Origin of the sequence: Pararhizobium sp. IMCC21322, assembly GCF_030758295.1 — a bacterium.
Classification (GTDB): Bacteria; Pseudomonadota; Alphaproteobacteria; order Rhizobiales.
The window spans coordinates 469680-491873 of the sequence record NZ_CP132335.1; the positions used below are offsets into that span (position 1 = coordinate 469680).

At 53.7% G+C, this 22194-nt stretch carries 19 protein-coding genes; 7 read left to right on the top strand and 12 right to left on the bottom strand.

Annotated elements, in window-relative coordinates:
* Positions 1 to 120: 120 nt before the first annotated feature.
* The 7 genes from RAL91_RS02400 to RAL91_RS02430 all read right to left on the bottom strand — a co-directional run bounded on the left by RAL91_RS02400 (position 121) and on the right by RAL91_RS02430 (position 8049).
* A complete protein-coding gene (locus RAL91_RS02400) occupies positions 121 to 738 on the bottom strand; it encodes a LysE family translocator (protein ID WP_306259380.1) in 618 nt (205 codons plus the stop codon).
* A 113-nt stretch (positions 739 to 851) separates the two neighbouring features.
* Positions 852 to 2000, bottom strand: coding sequence for a DNA replication/repair protein RecF (gene recF / locus RAL91_RS02405; protein WP_306259381.1), 1149 nt, complete (start codon positions 1998 to 2000; stop codon positions 852 to 854).
* 6 nt (positions 2001 to 2006) lie between these two features.
* The gene (gene dnaN, locus RAL91_RS02410; protein ID WP_306259382.1) at positions 2007 to 3125 is read right to left on the bottom strand and encodes a DNA polymerase III subunit beta; all 1119 of its coding nucleotides are present in this window, start codon (positions 3123 to 3125) and stop codon (positions 2007 to 2009) included.
* A gap of 243 nt (positions 3126 to 3368) precedes the next feature.
* The gene (gene dnaA, locus RAL91_RS02415; RefSeq protein WP_306259383.1) at positions 3369 to 5216 is read right to left on the bottom strand and encodes a chromosomal replication initiator protein DnaA; all 1848 of its coding nucleotides are present in this window, start codon (positions 5214 to 5216) and stop codon (positions 3369 to 3371) included.
* Positions 5217 to 5331: 115 nt separating this feature from the next.
* The gene (locus RAL91_RS02420) at positions 5332 to 5883 is read right to left on the bottom strand and encodes a rhodanese-like domain-containing protein (protein ID WP_306259384.1); all 552 of its coding nucleotides are present in this window, start codon (positions 5881 to 5883) and stop codon (positions 5332 to 5334) included.
* Between the two features lie 907 nt (positions 5884 to 6790).
* The gene (gene rpsT / locus RAL91_RS02425; protein WP_306259386.1) at positions 6791 to 7057 is read right to left on the bottom strand and encodes a 30S ribosomal protein S20; all 267 of its coding nucleotides are present in this window, start codon (positions 7055 to 7057) and stop codon (positions 6791 to 6793) included.
* A gap of 179 nt (positions 7058 to 7236) precedes the next feature.
* Positions 7237 to 8049, bottom strand: a complete 813-nt coding sequence (locus RAL91_RS02430; protein WP_306259388.1) for a carboxylesterase — start codon at positions 8047 to 8049, stop codon at positions 7237 to 7239.
* A 146-nt stretch (positions 8050 to 8195) separates the two neighbouring features.
* On the opposite strand from RAL91_RS02430, the gene RAL91_RS02435 reads away from it, so the two are divergent.
* Positions 8196 to 9401, top strand: a complete 1206-nt coding sequence (locus RAL91_RS02435; RefSeq protein ID WP_306259390.1) for a glycosyltransferase family 4 protein — start codon at positions 8196 to 8198, stop codon at positions 9399 to 9401.
* A gap of 240 nt (positions 9402 to 9641) precedes the next feature.
* A complete protein-coding gene (gene infC / locus RAL91_RS02440; RefSeq protein WP_306262741.1) occupies positions 9642 to 10178 on the top strand; it encodes a translation initiation factor IF-3 in 537 nt (178 codons plus the stop codon).
* Between the two features lie 136 nt (positions 10179 to 10314).
* Here the strand turns inward: infC and glpK are convergent, their stop codons facing one another.
* Both glpK and RAL91_RS02450 read right to left on the bottom strand, forming a co-directional pair.
* Positions 10315 to 11808 carry a glycerol kinase GlpK gene (gene glpK / locus RAL91_RS02445; protein ID WP_306259392.1) on the bottom strand — a complete coding sequence of 498 codons (1494 nt, stop codon included), beginning with the start codon at positions 11806 to 11808 and terminating at the stop codon, positions 10315 to 10317.
* A 41-nt stretch (positions 11809 to 11849) separates the two neighbouring features.
* A complete protein-coding gene (locus tag RAL91_RS02450) occupies positions 11850 to 13685 on the bottom strand; it encodes a long-chain-acyl-CoA synthetase (RefSeq protein WP_306259394.1) in 1836 nt (611 codons plus the stop codon).
* Between the two features lie 188 nt (positions 13686 to 13873).
* On the opposite strand from RAL91_RS02450, the gene RAL91_RS02455 reads away from it, so the two are divergent.
* Positions 13874 to 14143, top strand: a complete 270-nt coding sequence (locus RAL91_RS02455) for a sulfurtransferase TusA family protein (protein WP_306259395.1) — start codon at positions 13874 to 13876, stop codon at positions 14141 to 14143.
* 93 nt (positions 14144 to 14236) lie between these two features.
* Here RAL91_RS02455 and RAL91_RS02460 read toward each other — a convergent pair whose 3' ends face one another.
* Positions 14237 to 15550 carry a D-alanyl-D-alanine carboxypeptidase family protein gene (locus RAL91_RS02460; RefSeq protein WP_306259397.1) on the bottom strand — a complete coding sequence of 438 codons (1314 nt, stop codon included), beginning with the start codon at positions 15548 to 15550 and terminating at the stop codon, positions 14237 to 14239.
* A 552-nt stretch (positions 15551 to 16102) separates the two neighbouring features.
* Between RAL91_RS02460 and RAL91_RS02465 the strand changes: the two genes are divergently transcribed.
* From RAL91_RS02465 to RAL91_RS02475, 3 genes are all read left to right on the top strand, one after another.
* A complete protein-coding gene (locus RAL91_RS02465; protein WP_306259399.1) occupies positions 16103 to 17128 on the top strand; it encodes a hypothetical protein in 1026 nt (341 codons plus the stop codon).
* Positions 17129 to 17323: 195 nt separating this feature from the next.
* Complete coding sequence (locus RAL91_RS02470; protein ID WP_306259401.1) at positions 17324 to 18190, top strand: hypothetical protein; 867 nt, start codon at positions 17324 to 17326, stop codon at positions 18188 to 18190.
* A 264-nt stretch (positions 18191 to 18454) separates the two neighbouring features.
* Positions 18455 to 19213 (top strand): sulfite exporter TauE/SafE family protein, encoded by a 759-nt coding sequence (locus tag RAL91_RS02475; protein ID WP_306259403.1) that lies wholly within the window; start codon positions 18455 to 18457, stop codon positions 19211 to 19213.
* 378 nt (positions 19214 to 19591) lie between these two features.
* Here the strand turns inward: RAL91_RS02475 and RAL91_RS24995 are convergent, their stop codons facing one another.
* Together RAL91_RS24995 and RAL91_RS02485 are read right to left on the bottom strand one after the other, a co-directional pair.
* On the bottom strand, positions 19592 to 19639 hold the full coding sequence (locus RAL91_RS24995; protein ID WP_371932517.1) for a hypothetical protein: 48 nt from the start codon (positions 19637 to 19639) through the stop codon (positions 19592 to 19594).
* 644 nt (positions 19640 to 20283) lie between these two features.
* Complete coding sequence (locus RAL91_RS02485; protein ID WP_306259407.1) at positions 20284 to 21315, bottom strand: tripartite tricarboxylate transporter substrate-binding protein; 1032 nt, start codon at positions 21313 to 21315, stop codon at positions 20284 to 20286.
* A gap of 358 nt (positions 21316 to 21673) precedes the next feature.
* Here RAL91_RS02485 and RAL91_RS02490 point away from each other — a divergent pair, with 358 nt between their 5' ends.
* Positions 21674 to 22081, top strand: coding sequence for a DUF1801 domain-containing protein (locus RAL91_RS02490; protein ID WP_306259409.1), 408 nt, complete (start codon positions 21674 to 21676; stop codon positions 22079 to 22081).
* The last annotated feature ends 113 nt before the right edge of the window (positions 22082 to 22194 follow it).

Sequence of the window (22194 nt, forward strand, 5' to 3'; positions counted from 1 at the left end):
TCACTTTCAGGTCTGTCAAAAAGGCTTGAACCCTTATATGGGGTTTCTGCCCACTTTCAACCACCCAAACAAGGCGCTGTAGGGGCGAAAACCGCAGAAATCCGCCAAAGCGCGGCGAAATCAGGCTTTGGTTGCGATGCCCACGGCAGCCCCGGCCAGAAATGTCGCCGCAACCCGGTTCATCCGCTTCAGCGTTGAGGGTTTGCTAAACAGGGACCGGGCCTTGGCCGCCAGCGCCACGTAACAGGTTATAACGCCGCTCACCACAACAAACACAACCAGCGCCAACTGGCCGTAACTGACCAGGGTGATTTTGGTGATGTCCAGCAATGTGGGCACCAGCGCCAGATAGAATGTGATGGTTTTCGGATTGCTCACTGTGACTGCCAGCCCGGCCAGAAAACTGGACACCACAGAGTTGGATTTAGCCTCTGTCACCTGCGACAGCGCGCGTGGCTCAGCATGCCAGAACTTCCAGGCGAGATAGGCCAGATAGGCAATGCCTGCCCATTTGACGATGATGAAGAAAGTGCCCAGCCCCTGTGCAATGAATGCCAGGCCAAACACGGCCAGCGTGAGATAACTCAAATCTCCGGCAACCAGACCGAGCACCATCGGCAATGTCGGCCAGAAACCGGTTGCCAGCGACCGCCCCACCAATGCGGCAATGCCGGGCCCCGGAATGGCAGCGGCAATCGCCAGCGGAATTGCAAAAGTTGAAAGGGTGACAATATCCATCGGGTTTCCAGTCTATCTGCATGTCCAACTATCTGCATGTCCAAATTTCGCCATGCGCACCCATCCATGTCAGATCGACCGAAACCTATCAACACCACTTTGTGTCAAGATGCTTACACCACCGGTGACACAGAGCCCTGATCCACGCGAAAGTGCTGAGCGCGGTCTCCCAATGCTTCAAACAGGATTGGATCCGTGCCTGTCATCCACGCCTGTCCGCCCAGTGTCAGCAAGGCTTCAAAAAGGGCCGCGCGCCGTCCCGGATCAAGATGCGCTGCGATTTCGTCCAGCAGCAGAACAGGGCTGCGCCCGTCAATCTCGCTGACCAGCTTGGCATGTGCCAGCACCAGCCCGATCAAAAGGGCCTTCTGCTCACCGGTTGAGGCCAGTGCTGCAGGCATATCCTTCTCGCGGTGGCGCACCAGCAGATCGCTGCGTTGTGGCCCGTCCAGCGTGCGTCCGGCAGCGGCATCGCGGCGGCGATTACTCCGCAGCAGCCCGCAAAAATTTTCCTCCACCTCAAGCGCTGGTCCGTTCTGCTGTGCCAAAAGCTCCTCGAAAGGCCCGGCCAGGGTCAGCATAGCGCTTGGGAATGCATTGGATGGGCGTTGGTCAGCCGCCAGTCTTGCATCCAGCTGTTCCACCAGCTGCTGGCGCGCAAAGCCAATGGCAACGCCCAACTCGGCAATCTGGATTTCAAGACCGTCCAGCCAGGATGCGTCGGGCTGTGGCGCATCCAGCAACCGGTTGCGGCCGGTGAGCGCTTTTTCATAGGCGCTGACGCGACGTCCGTGACCGGGGTCCCCTGCCAGCACCAGCCTGTCCAGAAACCGCCGCCGATCCCCTGCCGGGCCGGTGAACAGCCCATCCATGGCAGGTGTCAGCCAGAGAATTCGCAAATACTCCAGCAGCGCATCTGAACTGTTGGCATTGGCCTGATTGATGCGCAGCCTTTTGCTGCGCTCAGTGCCATTGGGCGTGGACTGCAGCCCGATACCAATTCGGGTAACCTCGTCGCCTTCGGTAATGTCGGTTGAGACAGCCCATTGCCCGTCGCCGCTAACGCGGGCCACCTGATCCTGCGCCGCACGGCGCAAACCCCGCCCGGGCGAGAGAAAGGAAACGGCTTCCAAAAGGTTGGTTTTTCCCGCGCCATTGGCACCGGTCAGCACCACTGGACGCGCATCGAATGTCAGGGACAGCTGGTTGTAATTGCGAAACCCCGTCAGCGACAGACGGCTGATATAGGGCGCTTCTGCCAAGTGTGCCTAGACCCGCATTGGCATCAGAACGAACAGGGTCGTCGGATCAGCCTCATCGCAAACCAGTGTCGGCATGCCCGGATCAGAAAATTTGAAGAGCGCCGCTTCGCTTTGCAGTTGACCGGCAATATCCAGCAGATATTTGGCATTGAAGCCGATATCCAGACCTTCGGCGCCATATTGCACCGCAAGCTCTTCAGTCGCCGTTCCAGAATCCGGATTGGTCACGCTCAGCACAAGCTGATCTTCGCTCAGCGACAGTTTGACAGCACGTCCGCGCTCGCTGGAAATGGTTGAAACGCGATCAACCGCCTTTTCAAACGTGGCACGGTCCAGACGCAATTCACGGTCATTATTGCGCGGTATGACGCGCTCATAATCCGGGAATGTTCCATCAATCAGTTTGCTGGTCAGGACCACAGTGCCCAAGGAAATCCGAATTTTGCTTTCGGACAGTTCGACCTGAACCCGCTCTTCCGAGCCATCGAGCAATTTCTGAATCTCGCCAACGGCTTTGCGCGGCACAATAATGCCCGGCATATTCTCGCAGCCGCTTGGCGCTGGAATGTCGGCAAGTGCCAGTCTGTGCCCGTCAGTGGCGACAGCGCGCAGCACCAATTCGCCAGCCTGGTCTTCGGCATGAAGATAAATACCGTTCAGATAATACCGGGTCTCTTCGGTCGAGATGGCAAACTGGGTGCGATCAATGAGCTTTTTAAACTCCTTCGCATCCAGCGAAAATGTGTGGCTGAACTCGCCGGCCGTAATGTCGGGAAATTCACTGTCCGGCAGCATCTGCAATGTGAAACGGGATTTCCCGGCGCTCAGCGCCATGGTGCCGTCTGAGCCTGACGTGTCGAGACTGACCTCTACGCCGTCAGGCAGTTTGCGAATGATATCATGCAGAATATGTGCGGGAACTGTGGTTGCGCCGGTTTGTTCCACCATTGCAGGCACATGTTCCACAACTTCCAGATCCAGATCAGTGGCCTTCAGCTCAACATTGCCCTCCGCACTTTTGATCAGCACGTTGGACAGGATGGGAATGGTGTTGCGCCGTTCGACCACCCGATGCACATGACCAAGTGATTTCAGCAGATGGGAGCGTTCCAGTGTGGCTTTCATGGAGATAACCGATTTTCAAAACTTAAAGACAAGATACGAAGCGATAGAGATACGAAGCGATAGAGATACGAAGCGATAGTTAGAAAGCAATAGAGACACGAAAGACCTCCGCTTGGAACGGAGGCCTTTGATTTGTTTAAATTTGGCGTGCCCAAGCCAAAAGTGCAAGGGGTATTCGGTTTTCTCGTAAAACTTGTCGCTCAATCGGCCCAGAATCGGTCCCGATTGGGTCTTGAATGAGACCTATTCTTCAACAAGTCGGCGCAGCAATTCAATCTCCTGGCTCAGCTTCTTGTCAGTCTGCAACAGGCCTTCAATCTTGCGGACCGCATGCAGAACCGTGGTGTGATCGCGATTGCCGAACCGCCGACCGATTTCGGGCAGTGATCTGGGTGTCACATTCTTGGCAATGTACATGGCGATCTGGCGCGGCAGGACGATCGTCCTTGTACGGCGGGCCGACAGCATATCGGTACGCGACACATTGTAATGTTGCGAGACGATTTTCTGAATGTCCTCAATCCGCACTTTCCGGGGTTCGCGTGAACCCAGCAAATCGGCCAAAGCCTTTTCCGCAACGGCAATGGTCACCGGTTCCCGGCTTGTCTGTGCATGACAGATCAGCCGGTTCAGAGCACCATCCAGATCACGTCCGTTGGTGGTGATCAGATTGGCCACATAATCCAGCACCGTATCGCTGATTTCCATGCTGGGATGATTGAGGGAAACAGTCTGGCAACGACGTGTCAGAATATCCCGGCGCAACTGGGTATCAGGCGTATCAATCTGAACGGCGGCGCCGCCCTGAAGCCGTGAACGCACCCGTTCTTCCAGGGCATCCAGCTCTGATGCCGGGCGGTCCGCCGCAACGACAACCTGTTTGCCGCCATCAATCAGCGCATTCAGCATGTGGCAGAATTCCTGCTGGATCGCCTTTCCGGTCAAAAACTGCATATCGTCAATCAGCAGCAGATCAATGGCCCGCAATTGCTCCTTGAACTGCAGGGCCCGCTCACTGCGCAGGGCCTGAACGAAGTTGGACATGAACCGCTCGGCAGTCAGATAGACCACCTGCCGCGTTCCAGTGCTGGCTGCCTGATTGGCGATGGCCTGCAACAGATGCGTCTTGCCAAGGCCGACACTGCCGTGAAGATAGAGCGGATTATACAGAACCGGCGAGCCGGGAAGCGCCATGGCAACGGCGCGGGCTGCTTCAAACGCTACTTTGTTGGCAGCTCCTGCACAGAAATTGTCGAACACGTAACGCCGATCAAGGGCACTGCTGAGTGACTGGACCAGTGACAGGGAATTGCCGGTAATGGCCATTCCGCTCTGTCCGCCAAATCCTGCCTGTGCGCCTGATGCGACACCGGAGGGTTTTGACGTCTTATAGGCCCGTGCACCGGTTTCAAACCGTGTGCCGCGCTGGTCGCCCACATGGGACGGGCTGACACGCATATCTGCAAGGCGACGAGCCGCTGCGGATTTTCCGCCCTGTGCGTTTTGTTGATCACCGGCATTGAGGTTGGTTCCCGGAGCCTGAACATGCAACGCGCTGCGGACACGCACATCCAGCTTGTAAACAGTTCCGATCTCATCCTTCCAGAAGCCGATCAGCGTTTCCTTGAAATGCGACATAATCCAGTTGCGCAGAAAACGTGTTGCCGCAGACAGGGTAACCACACCGCCGGAGATATCTTCCAGCTCAACGCGCAAAAACCACGATGTAAAGACATCTTCACCAAGCTCGGCACGCAAGCGAACCAGTATCCGCTTCCAGATTTCCTGTAAATCTTCGTCTGTTGCGTCACAGTCGATCTGATCGGTCATATCGGGGTGGGCCTGTTTGGCTGCGGTGTTGGTGGGTGTCTTCGAATTTGAAGAGCACAATGATTGTTCAGCGCTGTGAGACGCCTCTCCCCCCGCGTCTAAAGACGCCAGTTTTGTTGGGCCATTATATGGCCCTTCGTCTGTTTTGATTTGCAAACTCATCTGCTGCCCTTCGACATCGCCCGTGCCATTCATATTGCCCCCAAATTCGCCTAAAAGTTCTTCTGCACCATCATGCGTGTGTCGTTCATCTTCGCCCATGATTCAGTCTGCTTTTCTCTCAGTTCATTTCGTCTTTCGGCCAGTCTTCGCTGAGTCAACTGGTTCCAAGCCAACTGGCCCCAAATCAACTGGCCTCAAATCAGCCCGCTATCAGTCAACCTTGACGCCATGGCAAACCATCGACCTTCCAGCCATTGACGGTGCCGCGATGGCCATCCGCGTCTGGATCTCCTTCAAACCCGTTTTTGATGTTGAAACATTTTGGAAATCCGGCCTGCGTCATAGCCAGCGCAGCTGATCGGCTGCGCGCGCCAGATCGGCACAGAAAATACACCTCCGGTGCATCTGCCGGAGCCTCTGCGGTGCTACGAGCCAGAATTTCTTCACTCACCTTGGCAACAAAACCGGGGTTCCGCTGCATGTCCGGATAGGCCTGCCATTCACACACCACCAGTTGCTCGGGAGACAGTGCGGGAAGTCCCACAAAATTCCATTCCGCAATTGTGCGCACGTCAACAATGATCGCGTTGCTGGATAGAGCGGCATAGGCATAAGGTGCTGCCACATCACCGGCATAGCCGGTGGTGTTGACGGCATCCTGTATGGCGCTTTCCGAAAGCCGGTTAGCCTGATTATTGGCCTGATTATTGGAGTGCGGAGCATCTGAGGACGAGGCTGATGTGTTGTCAATCTTGGAGTCAGTCATTTCAATCCACATTTCTGCTGCGCCGTCATCGGCGCTTTTTTCCGCGTGCCCGACCAGCACATTCACCAAATATCACCCGGCGATTTGTAGAACCCAGGACAACATCCTGCGCCAGCACGCCAGACGATCAATACGCAACGGTCAAGGAAGCTTTCCCAAACCGTATCTCTCAAGCACATTCACAATTACAGTCCGGCTAATACTTGAGCCGAATAATATTCCTGCCATAAGGCAAAAAAATACCGCTTGCGCAAAGTCCAATAAATGGGCTTGGCGCATTGTGAATACTCAATCAGGAACTAATTTTACTTGAAAGCACTCTGTACAAGAGTGTGTGTACCGCTGTTGATAGGGTGAAGATACACACTGATTTTTGCCTCGGCAAGCCGACTCAGCCAAGATTCTTTTTCGTTTTTTGAACCTCGCGGCGGATTCCGATGAGTCAACTGCGACCCTCAATATGTTAAGGCTTTGCGACTCAATGTTTTTTATGTCAAGCGCCACTTCTGACGCGCTTGCGACGATCTCTCCAAAAATATTTTTTGCCCTGATAGTTGACAAAAACAGAATCGCCAAATCGTCTGATCCTTAGGCTAAATTGGTGTGTGGGCGGTTCGTAACATATTGAAATATATGGACAAAAAAAGACAACTTGGTAGCCGAGTAAGATTCGTCGTGAGTCTTCAATGACTTAGTTCAAGCTGCGCTGATGCAGGTTCGGAAGGGGGCTTGGGATCGCAAAACCCGAAACCAAAAATGGCCCGCCTTGAAGCGAGCCATTTTCGTAATTGTATCAGTAAGTTCTACTTAAAGTTCCGGCTCTGAAGCCAGGCAAAAGTCAAAAAATATTTAACCAGCATTCATCAGCGATGGCTGAGCTGCATCTCGGACCATTCGGCAAGGAAGCTTAAGCGCTGAGCGCTTTTACTCTGGCCGCCAGACGGGATACTTTCCGTGACGCGGTGTTTTTCGGCAGTACGCCTTTACCCGCAGCGCGCATCAATTCAGGTTGAACATCCTTAAGCGCGGCTGCAGCATCAGTCTTAACGCCGGAAGCAATAGCTTCCTCGACTTTGCGCAGGTAAGTGCGGATACGGCTACGGCGCGCTTTGTTCACTTCGGTGCGTGCAAGAATCTTACGCGCGGACTTTTTGGCTGAAGGTGTATTAGCCATGGGCTTGAGCCCCTCTATTTGCATAGGGCAATTCAGACTGGCCATTCCGGCAGTCATTCATCACCCGGTGATTAAAACGAAAAGGGCGGCAATCACGGTTGCCACCATATGGCGCGCCTTATAGGGGTAAAGCGGTTCATCCGTCAATGGTGGAATCCCCCTGCCGGGCCAATTTTACATCATATCAGCAAGGTGTCGATGCTGCGTGTGAGCCGTTGCAGGTCTTCTGGCCGCGAAAGCCTGTGATCACCACCCGGTATCATTGACAGAACCACATCATCCAAAGGCAACTGGCTGGCCAGCTTCAGGGCATGGGATGGCGGAACATCTGTATCAAGACCACCCTGTAGAATATGAACAGGACATCCCATCTCCATAATGTCCGCCCCAAACAGATGTTGCCGTCCATCCTCGATCAGATCGCGTGTCAGAATGTAAGGGTCATCTGAATATTCGCTGGGTTTTTCAATTTGGCCATCTTGCATCAGCGTGGCCCTGACCGCATCCGGCATCTTGTCCCACATCAGATCAGCCGTCATATCCACCGCCGGTGCAATCAGCACGAGACCATGGACTGACACATCATCGCTCCGCCGCAGCTTCTGCGCCAGCAACAGCGCAATCCAGGCCCCCATGGAAGAGCCGATCACAATGCGCTTTTCACCGGTATTGGCTGTGGCTTTGACAATGGCTTCTGCTTCTTCCAGCCAGCGCGAAATCGTGCCATCCAGAAAGTCGCCGCCAGACTGGCCGTGGCCGGAATAATCAAACCGTGTAAAGCTGAGGCCGTTCACTCTGGCATAGTCATCAATGGCAAGGGCCTTGGACCCATCCATGTCGGATTTGAAGCCGCCCAGCCAGAAAAGGCCGGGCTTGGCGTTATTTGTTGCGGGTCTGTGACGATAAGCAATATCCCGGTGCTCCGCACCATGGCCAATGTCATGGTGCTCAGGCGGCGGCAGATCATTTGGCATGTCAGTTATATCGGGCATATCGGGCTCTCGCACTGGCTGGTCTTTCGGTTCGTTTGATGCCATAGCGGGACGATCAGAACAAGAATGCAAACACACTTATGCGCCGGCACCAATTTCGCTCCTGAATAACTGGCCCAATTAGAAATTATGACCAACTAGAAATTATGAAAAGAACGACCGATCTTACGGGCAAGACCATCTTGCAGATTATTCCGCGCCTGGAAGCTGGCGGCGCGGAACGCACGACGGTTGATATTGCACAGGCCATTACCAACGCTGGTGGCAGAGCCATTGTGGTCGCAGAGCATGGCGGCATGGTATCGGAGCTGGAAGCGGCCGGTGGCGAGTATATCGCCATGAAAGCCGCCAGCAAAAATCCGGTCCAGATGGTGATAACCGCATTCAGGCTGCAAACGCTGATCCAACAGAACAATGTAGATATTATTCATGCCCGCTCACGCGCACCGGCATGGCCGGCGCTGTGGGCGGCCCGCTGGACCAGGCGCCCTTTCGTCACCACCTATCATGGCAATTATAACCAGACCAATAAGCTGAAGGCGTTTTACAATTCGGCCATGACCCGCAGTGACGTTATCATCGCCAATTCCGGCATGACTGCTGCACTTGTTGCGGAACGCGCACCAGCAGCAAAGCAGCGGATCAACAAGATTTATCGCGGCACGGATATAAAAGCATTTGCACCGGATGCGGTCTCTCTGGAACGCAGTGAAGCACTGCGGCGGAAATGGGGTCTGAAACCAGCGGACACCGGCCGCCCAATGATCCTCAATGTTGCCAGATTGACCGGTTGGAAAGGCCAGGAAGTGTTGATCGACGCCATGGCCGAGGTACTGAAAACCAGTGGGCCAGATCAACCCCTGCTGATCCTGGCAGGCGGCAGTCAGGGCGATGCCGCCTATGAAACGCGACTGCGCCAAACCATTGAAACGCGTGGATTGAGCGATCATATCCGTCTGGTCGGCCATTGTGATGATGTGCCGGCAGCGCTGAGCCTGGCCACATGCATGGTTGTGGCCTCTACGCGACAGGAGGCGTTCGGGCGCGCCGCTGTCGAGGCAGGCGCAGCCGGAGTTCCGACCATCGCAACCGATCATGGCGGCGCAAAAGAAACAATTCTGGCACCGCCGGATGTGAGTGAAGCTGAGCGCACTGGCTGGCGCGTGCCACCGGGCGATGCGGATGCGATGGCTCAGGCGTTGCAACTCGTTCTGAGTATGCGGCCGGAAGCGCGTGGCCTCATTGGCGCACGGGCAAGGGAGTATGTGTCCAGACATTTTTCTTTGCAGGCCATGTGCGCGCAGACATTGGAGGTTTATAGCGCTCTTTTAAGCGCCAAAAAGCAAAATTGAATCCCGTAGCGGCACAATGATTGCAAAATTTTAATGTTTTATGCCTTCAGAACAGCAGAGTTCTTGACTTTTTCGTCGCAGCACAGGATTTTAAGCACGTGTGGGCGGAGGACTGCCGACAAATTGCCGGAAACTTTGTTCAGGATGATGAAACTGCATTCAATATGCTACACAACACTGGACTAATGACTCGCCAACACCAATCTAGCGCATATCTTTAATAATCAGGAGTAAACCACCATTCGCCGTCCCCATAGAGCCGCTCCGGCAGTGAAAGAAGGCCCTCGGGCCAACAAGGAAATTACATCAGCCGATGTCCAGCTGATTGATGATCAAGGTGAAAACCACGGCATCGTGCCAACCGCACGCGCATTGGAAATGGCCGCTGAAGCAGGGTTGGACCTTGTAGAAATTGCAGCAAATTCCAAACCGCCTGTCTGTAAAATTTTGGACCACGGTAAATTTAAATATCAGGCCCAGAAAAAAGCTGCGGAAGCCCGCAAGAAGCAGAAGACCGTCGACGTCAAAGAAATCAAGATGCGACCCAATATCGACATCCATGATTATGAGGTCAAGATGCGGTCAGTGAACCGGTTCTTTGAAGAGGGCGACAAGGTCAAGGTGACCATGCGTTTTCGTGGCCGTGAAATGGCCCACCAGGAACTGGGCATGCAGGTTTTGATGCGCGTCAAGGAAGCCACCAAGGATATTGCCAAGGTAGAGATGCCGCCAAAGCTGGAAGGCCGCCAGATGACAATGGTGCTGGCACCGGTCTGATCAGGCTTCAGTGCAGTGAGGCCTTATCCCAGTCTGGCCTTATCGCAGTTTGGCCTTATCGCAGTCTGAAATGATTGAAATTTGAAATGACAGCAAACCCGGATCATCCAGATCCGGGTTTTTGTTTGAGCAAATCTCAGGCTGGCTTGCTCAGTGTCCGGCTGACAGCATCTTTCCAGCCCGCATATTTTTGCGCGCGCATGTCTTCATCCATGTCAGGGGTAAAGGTCCGGTCCAGACGCCAGCGCGCTGCAAAGGCCTCCTGATCGCCCCACACACCAACCTGATGGCCTGCCAGCCATGCAGCTCCCAATGCCGTGGTTTCCAATATGGTCGGACGATCAACCGGGGCATCCAGAATATCGGCGAGAAACTGCATGGTCCAGTCGCTGGCCACCATACCGCCATCAACCCGCAACACCGTATCCGCATCTGCCGCCCAATCCTTGTGCATGGCTTCCAGCAGATCACGGGTCTGATAACACACCGCCTCCAGCGCTGCGCGGGCCAGCTCATTGGGGCCTGATCCGCGTGTCAGGCCGAAAATGGCACCCCGTGCCTCCGCGTCCCAATAAGGCGCGCCAAGTCCGACAAAGGCCGGCACCAGATAGACATTTTGATGCGGATCAGCCGCCTCTGCCATGGCACCACTCTGGCTGGCATCGCCCAGCATTTTCATGCCATCACGCAGCCATTGAACAGCAGCGCCAGCGATGAAGATAGAGCCTTCCAGCGCATAAGTGACCTTGCCATTCAGCCGATAGGCAATCGTTGTCAGCAGCCTGTTATTGGAAGGAACCGGCTTGTCGCCTGTATTCAAAAGGGCAAAGCAGCCGGTTCCATAGGTGGATTTGAACATGCCGGGTTCAAAACAGGCCTGACCGATTGTAGCAGCCTGCTGATCGCCCGCGACGCCGGCAATGGGAATCTCAGCCCCGAAAATATGAGCTTCTGTGGTGCCGAAATCACTGGCGCAATCCAGCACATCAGGCAGCAAAGCGCGGGGGATCTTGAGAATGTCCAGCAATTCATCATCCCAATCCTGGGTGTGAATGTTGAAAATCAGGGTCCGGGCTGCATTGGTGGCATCTGTGACATGGGATTTGCCGCCGGTCAGACGCCAGATCAGAAAACTGTCGATAGTGCCAAACGCCAACTCACCCGCCTCTGCGCGCGCACGGGCACCCTCTACGTGATCCAGCATCCAGGCCAGCTTCGTTGCCGAAAAATAGGGGTCCAGCAGCAAGCCGGTTTTTTCCGTAAACAAAGGCTCATGACCTTCGGATTTCAGTTGTGCGCAAAACTCTGCTGTGCGCCGGTCCTGCCAGACAATAGCCTTGTGGATGGCAGCCCCGCTATTGCGGTCCCAGACCACAATGGTCTCGCGCTGATTGGTTATGCCGATGGCGGAAATTGCGTCTGCACCCAGTCCGCAATCAGCAAGGGCGGCCTGACCGGTGGCCACAACACTGTCCCAAATTTCCTCCACATCATGTTCCACCCAGCCGGATTTAGGGAAAAACTGCGTGAATTCCTGTTGGCTGGAGCCGATGGATGCCAGTGAGGCGTCAAAAATGATGGAGCGGCTCGATGTCGTTCCCTGATCGATTGCGAGAATATTGCCTGTCATGATGTCCCAATTCGAAAATTTGCCGAAAACCAAACGGCCATTTAAAGCCGCCTTTTACCAGAGCATATGTCCTCGTAAAGCGCCGGTGTCAGGTTCACATAGGATTGTGCCCCGTCGTCAATGATAAACAGCGGATCTGAAAGCCCATCAGGATTAAAACCCTGTTTCACCAGTTCAATCTTGCGCTGCTTGAACGTGCCTGTGACTTCAATGTGGTTTTGCAGGCGCAGAAATACTGGATGCGCGTAGTCGGGCAGGGCCTTGCGCACATGGGTGTAGAAGGCAGCCGGATCGAAATCATCCTCCACCACAAGAGCCACCATGCCTGCACGGCCTTCGATCCCGGGAACCGAAACGCCATAGACATTGGCTTCATGGACGCCGGCAAAATTGGTCAGGCTTTCCGACACCTCTGACGTGGCAACATTTTCGCCTTTCCAGCGGAATGTATCCCCGATGCGGTCGATAAAGTAAAAGTACCCCAGCGCATCCCGGCGCATGAGATCGCCGGACCGAAACCAGCGGTCCCCCGGTTCAAAAACAGAGCCCAGAACCTTCTGCTGGCTTTCCTGGCTGTTGCTGTAGCCCTCAAAGCGTTGGCTCGGTCGTTTCGGATCATTGAGAATCTGCGATATGACCTCACCGGTCTCACCAGGGTCGCAGATTTCACAAAATCCCTGTGCATTGCGTTTCGGCGCTTCGGTTTCGTAGTCAAACCGCACGACTTCCGTGACGAATTTATGCTCGGCCCATTTTGGAATACGGCCAATAGCGCCGACCTTGGCATCGAAATTGAAGAAAACCGCATTGCTTTCCGTGGCAGCATACCACTCAAGAATGTGTGGAATCTGAAACCGGCTTTGAAACGCCTCCCAGATATCAGGCCGCAAGCCATTGCCATTGCACATGCGGATCTTGTGGGATCGTTCCTTGGCATGGGGCGGGGAATTGAGAAGATAGCGGCACAACTCACCAATATATTGAAACATGGTGCAGTCATTATCGACCACATCGTCCCAGAAAGTGCTGGCTGAAAAGCGTTCGGCAATAAACACGGAACCGCCACGGGTCAGAACCGAGCCTGTGGCAATCAACCCGCCTGCCGAATGATACATTGGCATGCAATCATACATGCGGTCCTGATCGCTGGCACCTGTGGCCGCAGAAAAGCCATGCATGATCGCCTGAACCCGATAATGATTGATGTTTGCTGCTTTCGGCAGACCGGTGGTGCCACTTGTATAGATGTAGAGGCATTTATCATCGGTGGTGATGGCGGGCCGGTCTTCAGGGGGCAGCGGCCCGGCATCGGCCGCGTCCACCAATGGCTTCAGGGGCTTGAATGTTCCCTCCGAGCTGGCACCATTTTCTGCAGCGTTGCCATAGACCCAGAGCTCGGGCCGCTCTGATTCCGACCCGTATTCCAGATGCTGCTCGGCATCTGTAAATTGTCCGGCCAGCGCTGCATCAACGATGATATGCTTCGGCGTGACAATGTTCACGCAATGGGCCAGGGACGTCTCCCGCAAATTGGTGTTCAACAGAGCCGTAACACCGCCAGCGCGTGCAATTCCGGTCCAGACAGCCAGAAATTCCGGACAGTTCGGCATCAGCAGTCCAACCACATCGCCCTTTTGCAGGTTTTGTGCTTTGGCCCAATGCGCATATTGGTTCGCGCGGCCCATAAAGGCGGCATAGGTGAGTTGCTGATTGTGGCTGAGCAGCGCAGGCTTGTCACCGTACCTGTCGGCCAGCTCTTCAAGCACATCCGGCCACAGGCGTGTCTTTTTCTCGACAACCGGTTTCAGACGTCGCAAAGTGCGGATTGCGCCGGACAGATAGGCATATTCACTGCGTATCCTTGCAAAAAGGTCCACGCATCCTCCCTTGTTACGGCCCCCAACCGGTAGGTCCCCGATTAATAGGTATTGACCACCTTTGCTACTCAATATTTTGTGTTCGGATTGAACGATACCGTGCAGAATCACCAAGTTCAACAATTGCTTTCTTGGTTGGTTTTCTGCCAGAACAGCACAAATGACTTGGAAGATTGGTGCAGACCCTTATGAGCGATACAGGCCAGGCCGCTAGTGGCGGAACACCGAATGAAAGCAGCGTCACTGTGCTCGATGTGACGGGCCTGCAATGTCCGCTGCCCGTGCTCAAAGCCCAGAAAGCATTGCGTCTTCTTGCTGCAGGCGATGTGTTGCAGGTGATCAGCACCGATCCCATGGCAACCATCGACATACCGCATTTCTGCACAGAACATCGCCACAAACTGTTGCGGCAGGAGCCGCATGGGGACGCTGTCCATTACTTTGTTGAAAAAGGATAGAGACAAGCAGTCAGATCAAACAGATCGGACCGGAAGCCCGGATCTTGAGGCCCGGAAGCTTGAGACTTTAGGCCCGCGAGCCTGAAGCCCGCCTCATTGTACCTGATGACCTGCCGCGGAATTGGCCGATACTTCTCCGGTTTTGGAAAATGCGGGGCGACTGACCGGGAGCGGAATACCGCCCGGCGTTGTTTTAGACGTTAATTGGCTTTTGTCGCCATCACCATCGCCGGTATCAACCTGATCGGCCGCTGAGTTATCGGATGTTGCAGCGCTGCCTGATGCATTGGCCACAATCGGCTTCGGCAAAGATGTCAGGACAATGTTGGGGCGCGGCACTGGTGTGGGCGCATTGCGCAAATTGGCTGCGATGGTCTTGATCGCATTGCCAGTGCGCACAACAATCGGGGCTGTGCTGACCAGAACATTTTTGCTGAGCAGGGATTTACCTTCACCCATCTTGTAGGTTTCCAGGCGCTTGAAACGTTCTGTACGCGCTTCCTTGCTACAGATTTGCGGGCGCAGATCAACGGGCTCTGTGGTCAGGCCGGACGCCTTGAACTTGCTCACATTCCGGCGGCCTTTGAAGCCAAAGGCCCGAAACCCCTTGTTCAGCAACCTGGCAGCCTCTTCCGCACGTTCCTGCGAAGAGGGCGCGCCAAAGACGACCGCGATCAAATGCTTGTTGCCGCGTTTGGCTGTCGCAACCATGTTAAAACCGGAGGAGCAGATGAAGCCTGTTTTCATGCCGGTGGCGCCGCTGTAGCGCGTTAGCAATGGGTTGTAGGAGCGCAGGACTTTTTTGCCGGCCTTGATGGCGGTGATTTTGAACAGATCGCCATGTTCCGGGAAACGCTTTAATATGGCTTGTGTCAACACAGCCATATCCCGTGCATTGGTCGTCTGACCCTTGGCAGGCAAGCCGTTTGGATTGCGGAACCGCGTGCCGGTCATGCCCAGTCTTTGCGCCGTCGTGTTCATGCGGGCGACGAATTTCGCCTCGGTGCCGGAGACCGCTTCTCCAAGTGCCACCGCAATGTCATTGGCCGATTTCACCAGAACCATTTTCAGAGCATTTTCGACGGTAATTTCGGTGCCGACTCGAAAACCCATCTTGCTGGGTGGCTCGTTCAGTGCGTTTTGCGAGACAATCACAGCGGACCGCATGGTCAGTTCGCCGGCTGCCATGGCTTCAAAAGTCACATAGGAGGTCATCAGCTTCGTCACGGAAGCCGGGTACCAGGGGGTCAGCCCGTCTTTTTCTTCAAGAATGCGACCACTGTTCATATCAACCAGAATGTAGGGAGCAGCAATGGCGGGTTGGGACGACACCAGCACGAAAGGCAGCAGCACGAAAGGCAACAGGGCGATAATTGCCCGTCGACCGAGCACTTGGCGTGTCGGCATTTCTGTTATCATCTGCCTGATTATGCGTACAAGACTCACGGCCAGCTCCACGGTTCTGGTTGTCTATCAATTGATCACAATCAGATATAACTCGGTCTTGCGGTTACAAGAGCGTCAGCGTGCATCGGAAATATCAGAGTGCATCAGACACGTGCCGGTTAGTCTTTCCCAGAGTGATTTGTTATCTCCATAGCTGATTTGCCATGGTGTTGGCAAAGGTTAGCACGGGTCTTGCTACCGATTCAGCTTACATATTGGCAAGAAAGCAACAGTTGCTGAGTCGGGTGACGTTGTTTGTGACGCTGTAGAATACGAAAACTGATACATCTCGTTCGTGACACGACGCCATTAATGCTGGCCCGAAACGCAATGTTTAGCTGTGAAAACCCCATTCATTTTATCAGTATTGCCGCCCACCACCGGGCTGTTAGCTAGAAAAAACTGATCCAGACTAGCCGCGCGAGCGTTCCATCTGGCGGGCCGATCTTTGGTTGAATTCGCAACTCTACCTCTCCGGGGCGTTAAGATTTTTGACGTATCTATGATTGTTAAATGACTGTTTTTATTGAAAAAATCGCGTTTTTTGGTGTGGGTGGGCTTGTTATTCAAGCAGCGTCTGATACCCACCAAGCTGATTTTAAGTGGGGTTTTATGTCTTTACGAAATGTGTTTTTTATCTCTGCTGCGTTATTTAGTGGTGCAGCTTTTGCGGGTTCCGCTTTGGCGGCTGATATGTATCTGGAAGGAACGCCTGTTGCGCCAAGTGTGCTGCCCGCGGTTTCCGGTATCAACGGTAAGATTTCCGTTTTAGGTGGTTCTTTGTTCGACGAAGGTTATGGCGCTCTGGCCGGATCGATCACGATCCCGGTAGGTGTCAGATACGGTCTGCAATTGGATGGCGCCGTTGGCACCCATGATGGAGAGTTCATCGGTGGCGGCGCGGGCCATCTGTTCTGGCGTGATCCAGGCATGGCGTTGCTGGGTGTGTACGGCTCTCATACCTATCATGACAATTTGGGTGGCAGTGTCAGTCGCATTGGTGTGGAAGGCGAATATTATTGGAACCAGATAACCTTCAAAGCTGTTGTTGGTGCTGAGTTTTTCGATGTTGATGTTACCACTGACGTAGATGATGAAAACTTCTTCGCATTCAGTGATTTGTCATACTATCCGCTCGACAATCTTGAGCTGAGTGTTGGTCACCGTTACACAGCTGAGACCCATGCATTGGCTCTGGGCGTTGAATATCAACTCGACCAACAGGTCTTCTCCAGTGGAGTTGCCCTGTTTGCAGAAGGCCGGATTGGTGAAAATGATTATGAAGGCATCTGGGGCGGTGTGACCTTCTACATTGGTGACGACAAGTCTCTCATTCGCCGCCATCGTGAAGATGATCCGGATGATTGGGGCGAAGACAATCTTCTGGGAGCGATTTTGGGCGGTACCTGCGATTCTGGGTCAACGTCTGAAGGATCGTCGTCGGGTAGAGATATAACGGTTCTTGACAAACCTATTTTCTACAATAGCTGCACAGGCGAACCGCGTAAGAAAATGGTTACCGAAGTCGACCCTGCCTAAAACTTCTGATATGCTATTCAAGGCGCTGAGAACCAGACTGGGTTTTTAGCGTCTTTTTCAATTTATACGTGTGATATGTCGAAAAGCGTTGCAATTCTATCGCAGCATCAAAAAAACGAAATTTCCACAACTTTAAGGAATTGATAGTCGTAAAATTCCTTGTTAGAAATGTTCAACAATTATTTGGGGAAACTTATGTCTATCCGAAACGTATTTCTAGTATCGACAGCACTGGTGACAGGTGTGGTGTTTGCCGGACCAGCCGTTGCAGCCGATCTGTATCTTGAGGGAACGCCGGTTGAGCCAGTTGTGTTGCCCGCTGTTTCGGGCATCAACGGCAAGATTTCTATTCTCGGCGGCTCTTTGTTCGACGAAGGCTATGGCGCTCTTGAAGGGTCGCTCTCGGTTCCCGTCGGCACCCGCTACGGCTTGCAATTGGATGCTGCGGTTGGCGTTCACGATGAAGACTTTGTCGGTGGCGGTGCAGCCCATCTGTTCTGGCGCGATCCGACGATTGGTCTGCTGGGCCTCTATGGGTCTTACACACATCATGATGATTTGGGTGGAGGCATCAGCCGCGTTGGTGTGGAAGCCGAGTATTACTGGGACCGGGTAACCGTCAAAGGTGTTGTCGGTGCCGAGTTTATTGATGTTGATAATGTCATTGAAGTGGATGAAGAAAATCTGTTCGCATTCAGTGACATTTCTTACTACGCGATGGATAATCTTGAGCTGAGTGTTGGCCATCGCTACACCGCTGAGACCCATGCGCTTGCACTGGGCATTGAGTACCAGCTTGACCAGCAAATCTTCTCCAGCGGCGTTGCCCTGTTTGCAGAAGGTCGGATCGGCGAGAACGATTATGAAGGCATCTGGGGCGGCGTAACCTTCTATATTGGTGACGACAAGTCCCTCATTCGCCGTCATCGTGAAGATGATCCGGATGATTGGGGTGAAGACAATCTTCTTGGACTTATTTTGTCTGATGCTTCCTGCGTGCCAGAATCGTTCGACTTGAGCGAAGGCTTCAATACCTGTGAAGGTGAAGAGTATATTCCCTAATTCGGAACTCCAGGGTTCGTACTCTGGATAGCAAGAATTCAAGACGCCGAGAGCTGTTTGGGCTCTTGGCGTTTTTTTTGAGTGCTCAGAATTTCGGGTGTGACCTTTTGCAGTGATGAGATGCGCCAGATCATCCCACAAGCGATCTACGTCACAGAGCTGAGTGCACTTGTGCAATTTTCAACTGCGCGTTAGATTGAACACCCCTCCCACCGGTCTCATCTGGATTCCGACATGTACTCCAAACATCGAAACGCAAGCTAAGTGCTGGCGTCCTTTTTACCTGATTCCGTTGAGCCGTGGTTCGCGCTCATTCTGATGATTGCAAGCTTTGGAACATCGGCCATTTCAGCAGCCTTTGGTCTGGGCGGTGGTGTTTTGCTGATCGCGATTATGGGGCTGGGCATGCCGCTGAGCGCGCTGGTGCCTGTCCATGGGGCTGTACAACTTGGCTCGAATGCCGGGCGCGCCATGTTGCAATGGCGTAATGCAACGCCATGGATACTGGTGTGGTTTGGAGCGGGCAGTGTGCTTGGTACAATGTTCGCCGGTCGGCTGACCCTGGAGGTGCCGGAAACCCTTTGGCGGCTTGCTCTGGGCCTCTTCATTCTGGTGATTACCTGGATGCCCAAACCGAAATTCGGAAAGACCGCAAAGCCGGTCGTGTTTCTGAACGGCGTGCTTGCAGCCATCTTGACCATGTTTTTCGGGGCCACCGGGCCGCTGGTGGTGTCCATCAACGCGCCCCATTCAAAAACCCGTCACGGTGTTGTCGCCACCCACGCCATTGCCATGACCATGCAGCATTTCCTGAAAATACTAATGTTTGGCTTTCTTGGTTTTGTCTTTGCCCCTTGGGTGCCGCTGATTGTTGTGATGATCCTGTCTGGCTATCTGGGCACAGTCCTGGGCACCCGCATCCTCGACCGCTTGCCTGAAGCCTTTTTCCGCACGGCATTACGCGCCGTCGTAACCGCGCTGGCGCTTGCTTTGATTGTCCAGGGACTGCTCATTTTATTCTAGAGGACTGTCTTGGCAGCCTGTCAGCATTGTCAAAAGGTGCTGTTTGGTGGCGCCGCTTTGCGCGCCGGGAAAATATTCGACAAGCGTTGGATCATACAGGGAGATATTTTCGGCGAGCTAACGGATACTAATGCAGGTGACAGCTACGACTACGGTATTGGGGGTGCGGTACATATTGCAAAGCGGTCCGACACTCATCTGTTGGGTGTTTTCGGCGGGTACCTTCATACAGACCAGGATAAGGAAGACGACAGCGAAACCAGTGGCCGGATTTTCGCCGGAGTGGAAGCGCAGCGCTATTACGACTACACCACACTATACGGGCAGCTCGGGTGGATTGACGGACACTGGGGCAATGATGACGATGGATATGATTCTTTAAGCCGTGCGGTTTTTGCACGTGCCATGGTTCGGTATTTCGTAAATCCTGCAACACGGCTAGATTTATCAGCCGCAGCATTTTACGGAAAAATGGACGATGATTTCAGCGATGATGCAAAGGGCGGTGGTCTGACTGCCGGCATTGAGCATCGACTGCACAACAGTAGTTTTTCAATCTTTTCAGGCTACGAAATCGGTTACTACAATCAGCTTGAAAATGGTCACGATGAGATAGTTGAGCAAACTGTCTGGGCGGGCTTGAAATACCGCTTCGGTGTTGACGGCACCTTGAAACAGCAGGATCGTGATCGTCCAAGCCTGGACCTGCCACAATTGTTGCGTTGGATGGCACAAACCGCCGGACCGCTTGATTAGAGCGTATTCACACAGGGACGTTACGGCACATAGTGCTTGAACAGTCACAATTGCGAATATAGTGCTGTCGCAGCGATGAAACGACCTTAGGCAGACAACCATTCATTGACGCTATGGCTGAAAAAGCTCCGCTGTATCTGCCACGGCGTCAATGGAACTGAGTATAAATGGAACTGAGTATAGAAGGCCCGGCATCGGCTCCATGTCTGTCGCCACCCTTTGTGCTCCCATGATCACGCTCTAAAACATGCCACCGAGCAGCGCCGGAAAAACGGCAGGGGTGAGCAATGGCGCGATATCATACAAAGGCTACCTCAGAAGTATTTTTGCCCCAACACGGTCAGCAGCGCATCCCTGTCAACATTTGATGCCGGATCCAGAACCGAGTTTGTGGCGCTGGCAATGGCACCGGCTGTCACAAAATTGATGGCGCGGCCGCGTTCGGCTGCTGACTTGATGAAATCCGGATCAGTGAGAATGCGTTGCAAAGCCTGGCGCAGAAAATCCACATTTGCTTGCGGAGTACCGGGCGCAATTATCAAAGCTCGGCCCAGCGTGGACAGATTGACCTGGTAGTCGATCCATTCGCGGCTCGCTGGATGCATATCCATTTCATACAGCGTTGGCAGATCAGGTGCCAGTTTCGACCTTTTGTCCGACAGCACTGCAGCAATGGTAAGGTCGGTCTCATGCACGAAATTCATGGCGGTCTCAATGGAAACCACAGTTCCGTCTGCTTCGCCGCGCAACAAGGCCGCAATGGCTTCGTTGCTGCCCTTGTAACCTGTAATGATTTTGGAATTGAAGCCAAAAGCCTCTGAAAGCAGCGCAGCAGACAGCGCCAGATTGTCTGTCTTGCCGCCAGCGGCCCAGCGGATCAGCGCCGGGCTTTGCGGTGTGGATCGCCAATCGGCAAGGCTGGTTCCCGCTGCCATCAGCAAAACGCGTTTGTCGGATGAAATACCGCCCAGCCAGACAAAATCAGTCACACTAAACCGGGCCGCTTCAGAACCGATCAATTTCGCATTAACCGCTGCCGAAACATTGGCAATGGTCAGTGTCGCAATATCAGAATCTGTGCGCGCTACATCATTCAGCACCGCCAGCCCACCCGCGCCGGACTTGTTCTGAACCACCACATTGGCCCCTGTTTCCCGCTCCAGCTCTGGCGCAATCAACCGGGCAAACGCATCATATCCGCCGCCTGCGCCATAGCCGACAATCAGTCTGATTGTCCTGTCAACATAGGCTGCCTTCACATCATCGGTTGCAAACGACTTTGATCCGGTTGTGAAAAGAGCCAGCAATACGGCAAAAAGCAGTGTAAATCCTGTACTTATCTTCATAGGCGCTCCGGTCTTTGGGGCTGTTGTGATCCATGACGCAGGCTTTAGCCTATTGATGGATGTATGCAAATACCAGTTGCATTTTCCTTGCGGCATTGCCGCGCTTGCGAAGCGGTTCGACGCTTATCACAAGCATTTTGCAACTGATACTCCGATGCTTGAAGTCCGTTATCAGCACATTGGGCGATCTTGGTGAGAGCAAATGACAATACTCCACTTCAGTTTGCAGCTGGTCTTCACGATGGCCGTTCTAATGTTTTTCAACTCGGCAGCTCCGGTACCCCCGCCTCCAAACTATTTGCCATTGCAGGGGCGGTAGCGGATTATGCTCCATACGAATGAATGGAAATGGGACGCAATGGCCAAAATACAGCATCCGTTTGAAGACCCTGCCGTCAAAGCAGTATTTGCCAGCTACCCGGAGCCGGAGCAATCCAGCCTGCTTGTGATACGCGACCGGATATTCAGAACAGCCGGGCAGACGGCAGGTGTTGGAAACCTGCTGGAGACGTTGAAATGGGGTCAGCCTGCCTATCTGACACCGGATACCAAATCGGGGTCAACACTTCGGCTGGGACTGCCCAAAACCGGCGGTTACGCCATTTATGTGCATTGCCAGACAACAATCATGTCCGATTTCCAGCAGGTATTTCCCTCTGACTTTACCTATGAAGGCAATCGCGCAATTCATTTCAGTACTGACAACCCGCCAGAGCTGTCAAAACTGGAATTGCTGATCAGCCGGGTATTGACCTATCATCTGTGACCTGCCGGACTTGAGAATGATGGAAGACCGATAGAATGGAATGGCGATGCTGCACACGAGACAACAGAATACACGAAACCGGCACCAAGACGCTCAACCGAGCGTCCGGCGCG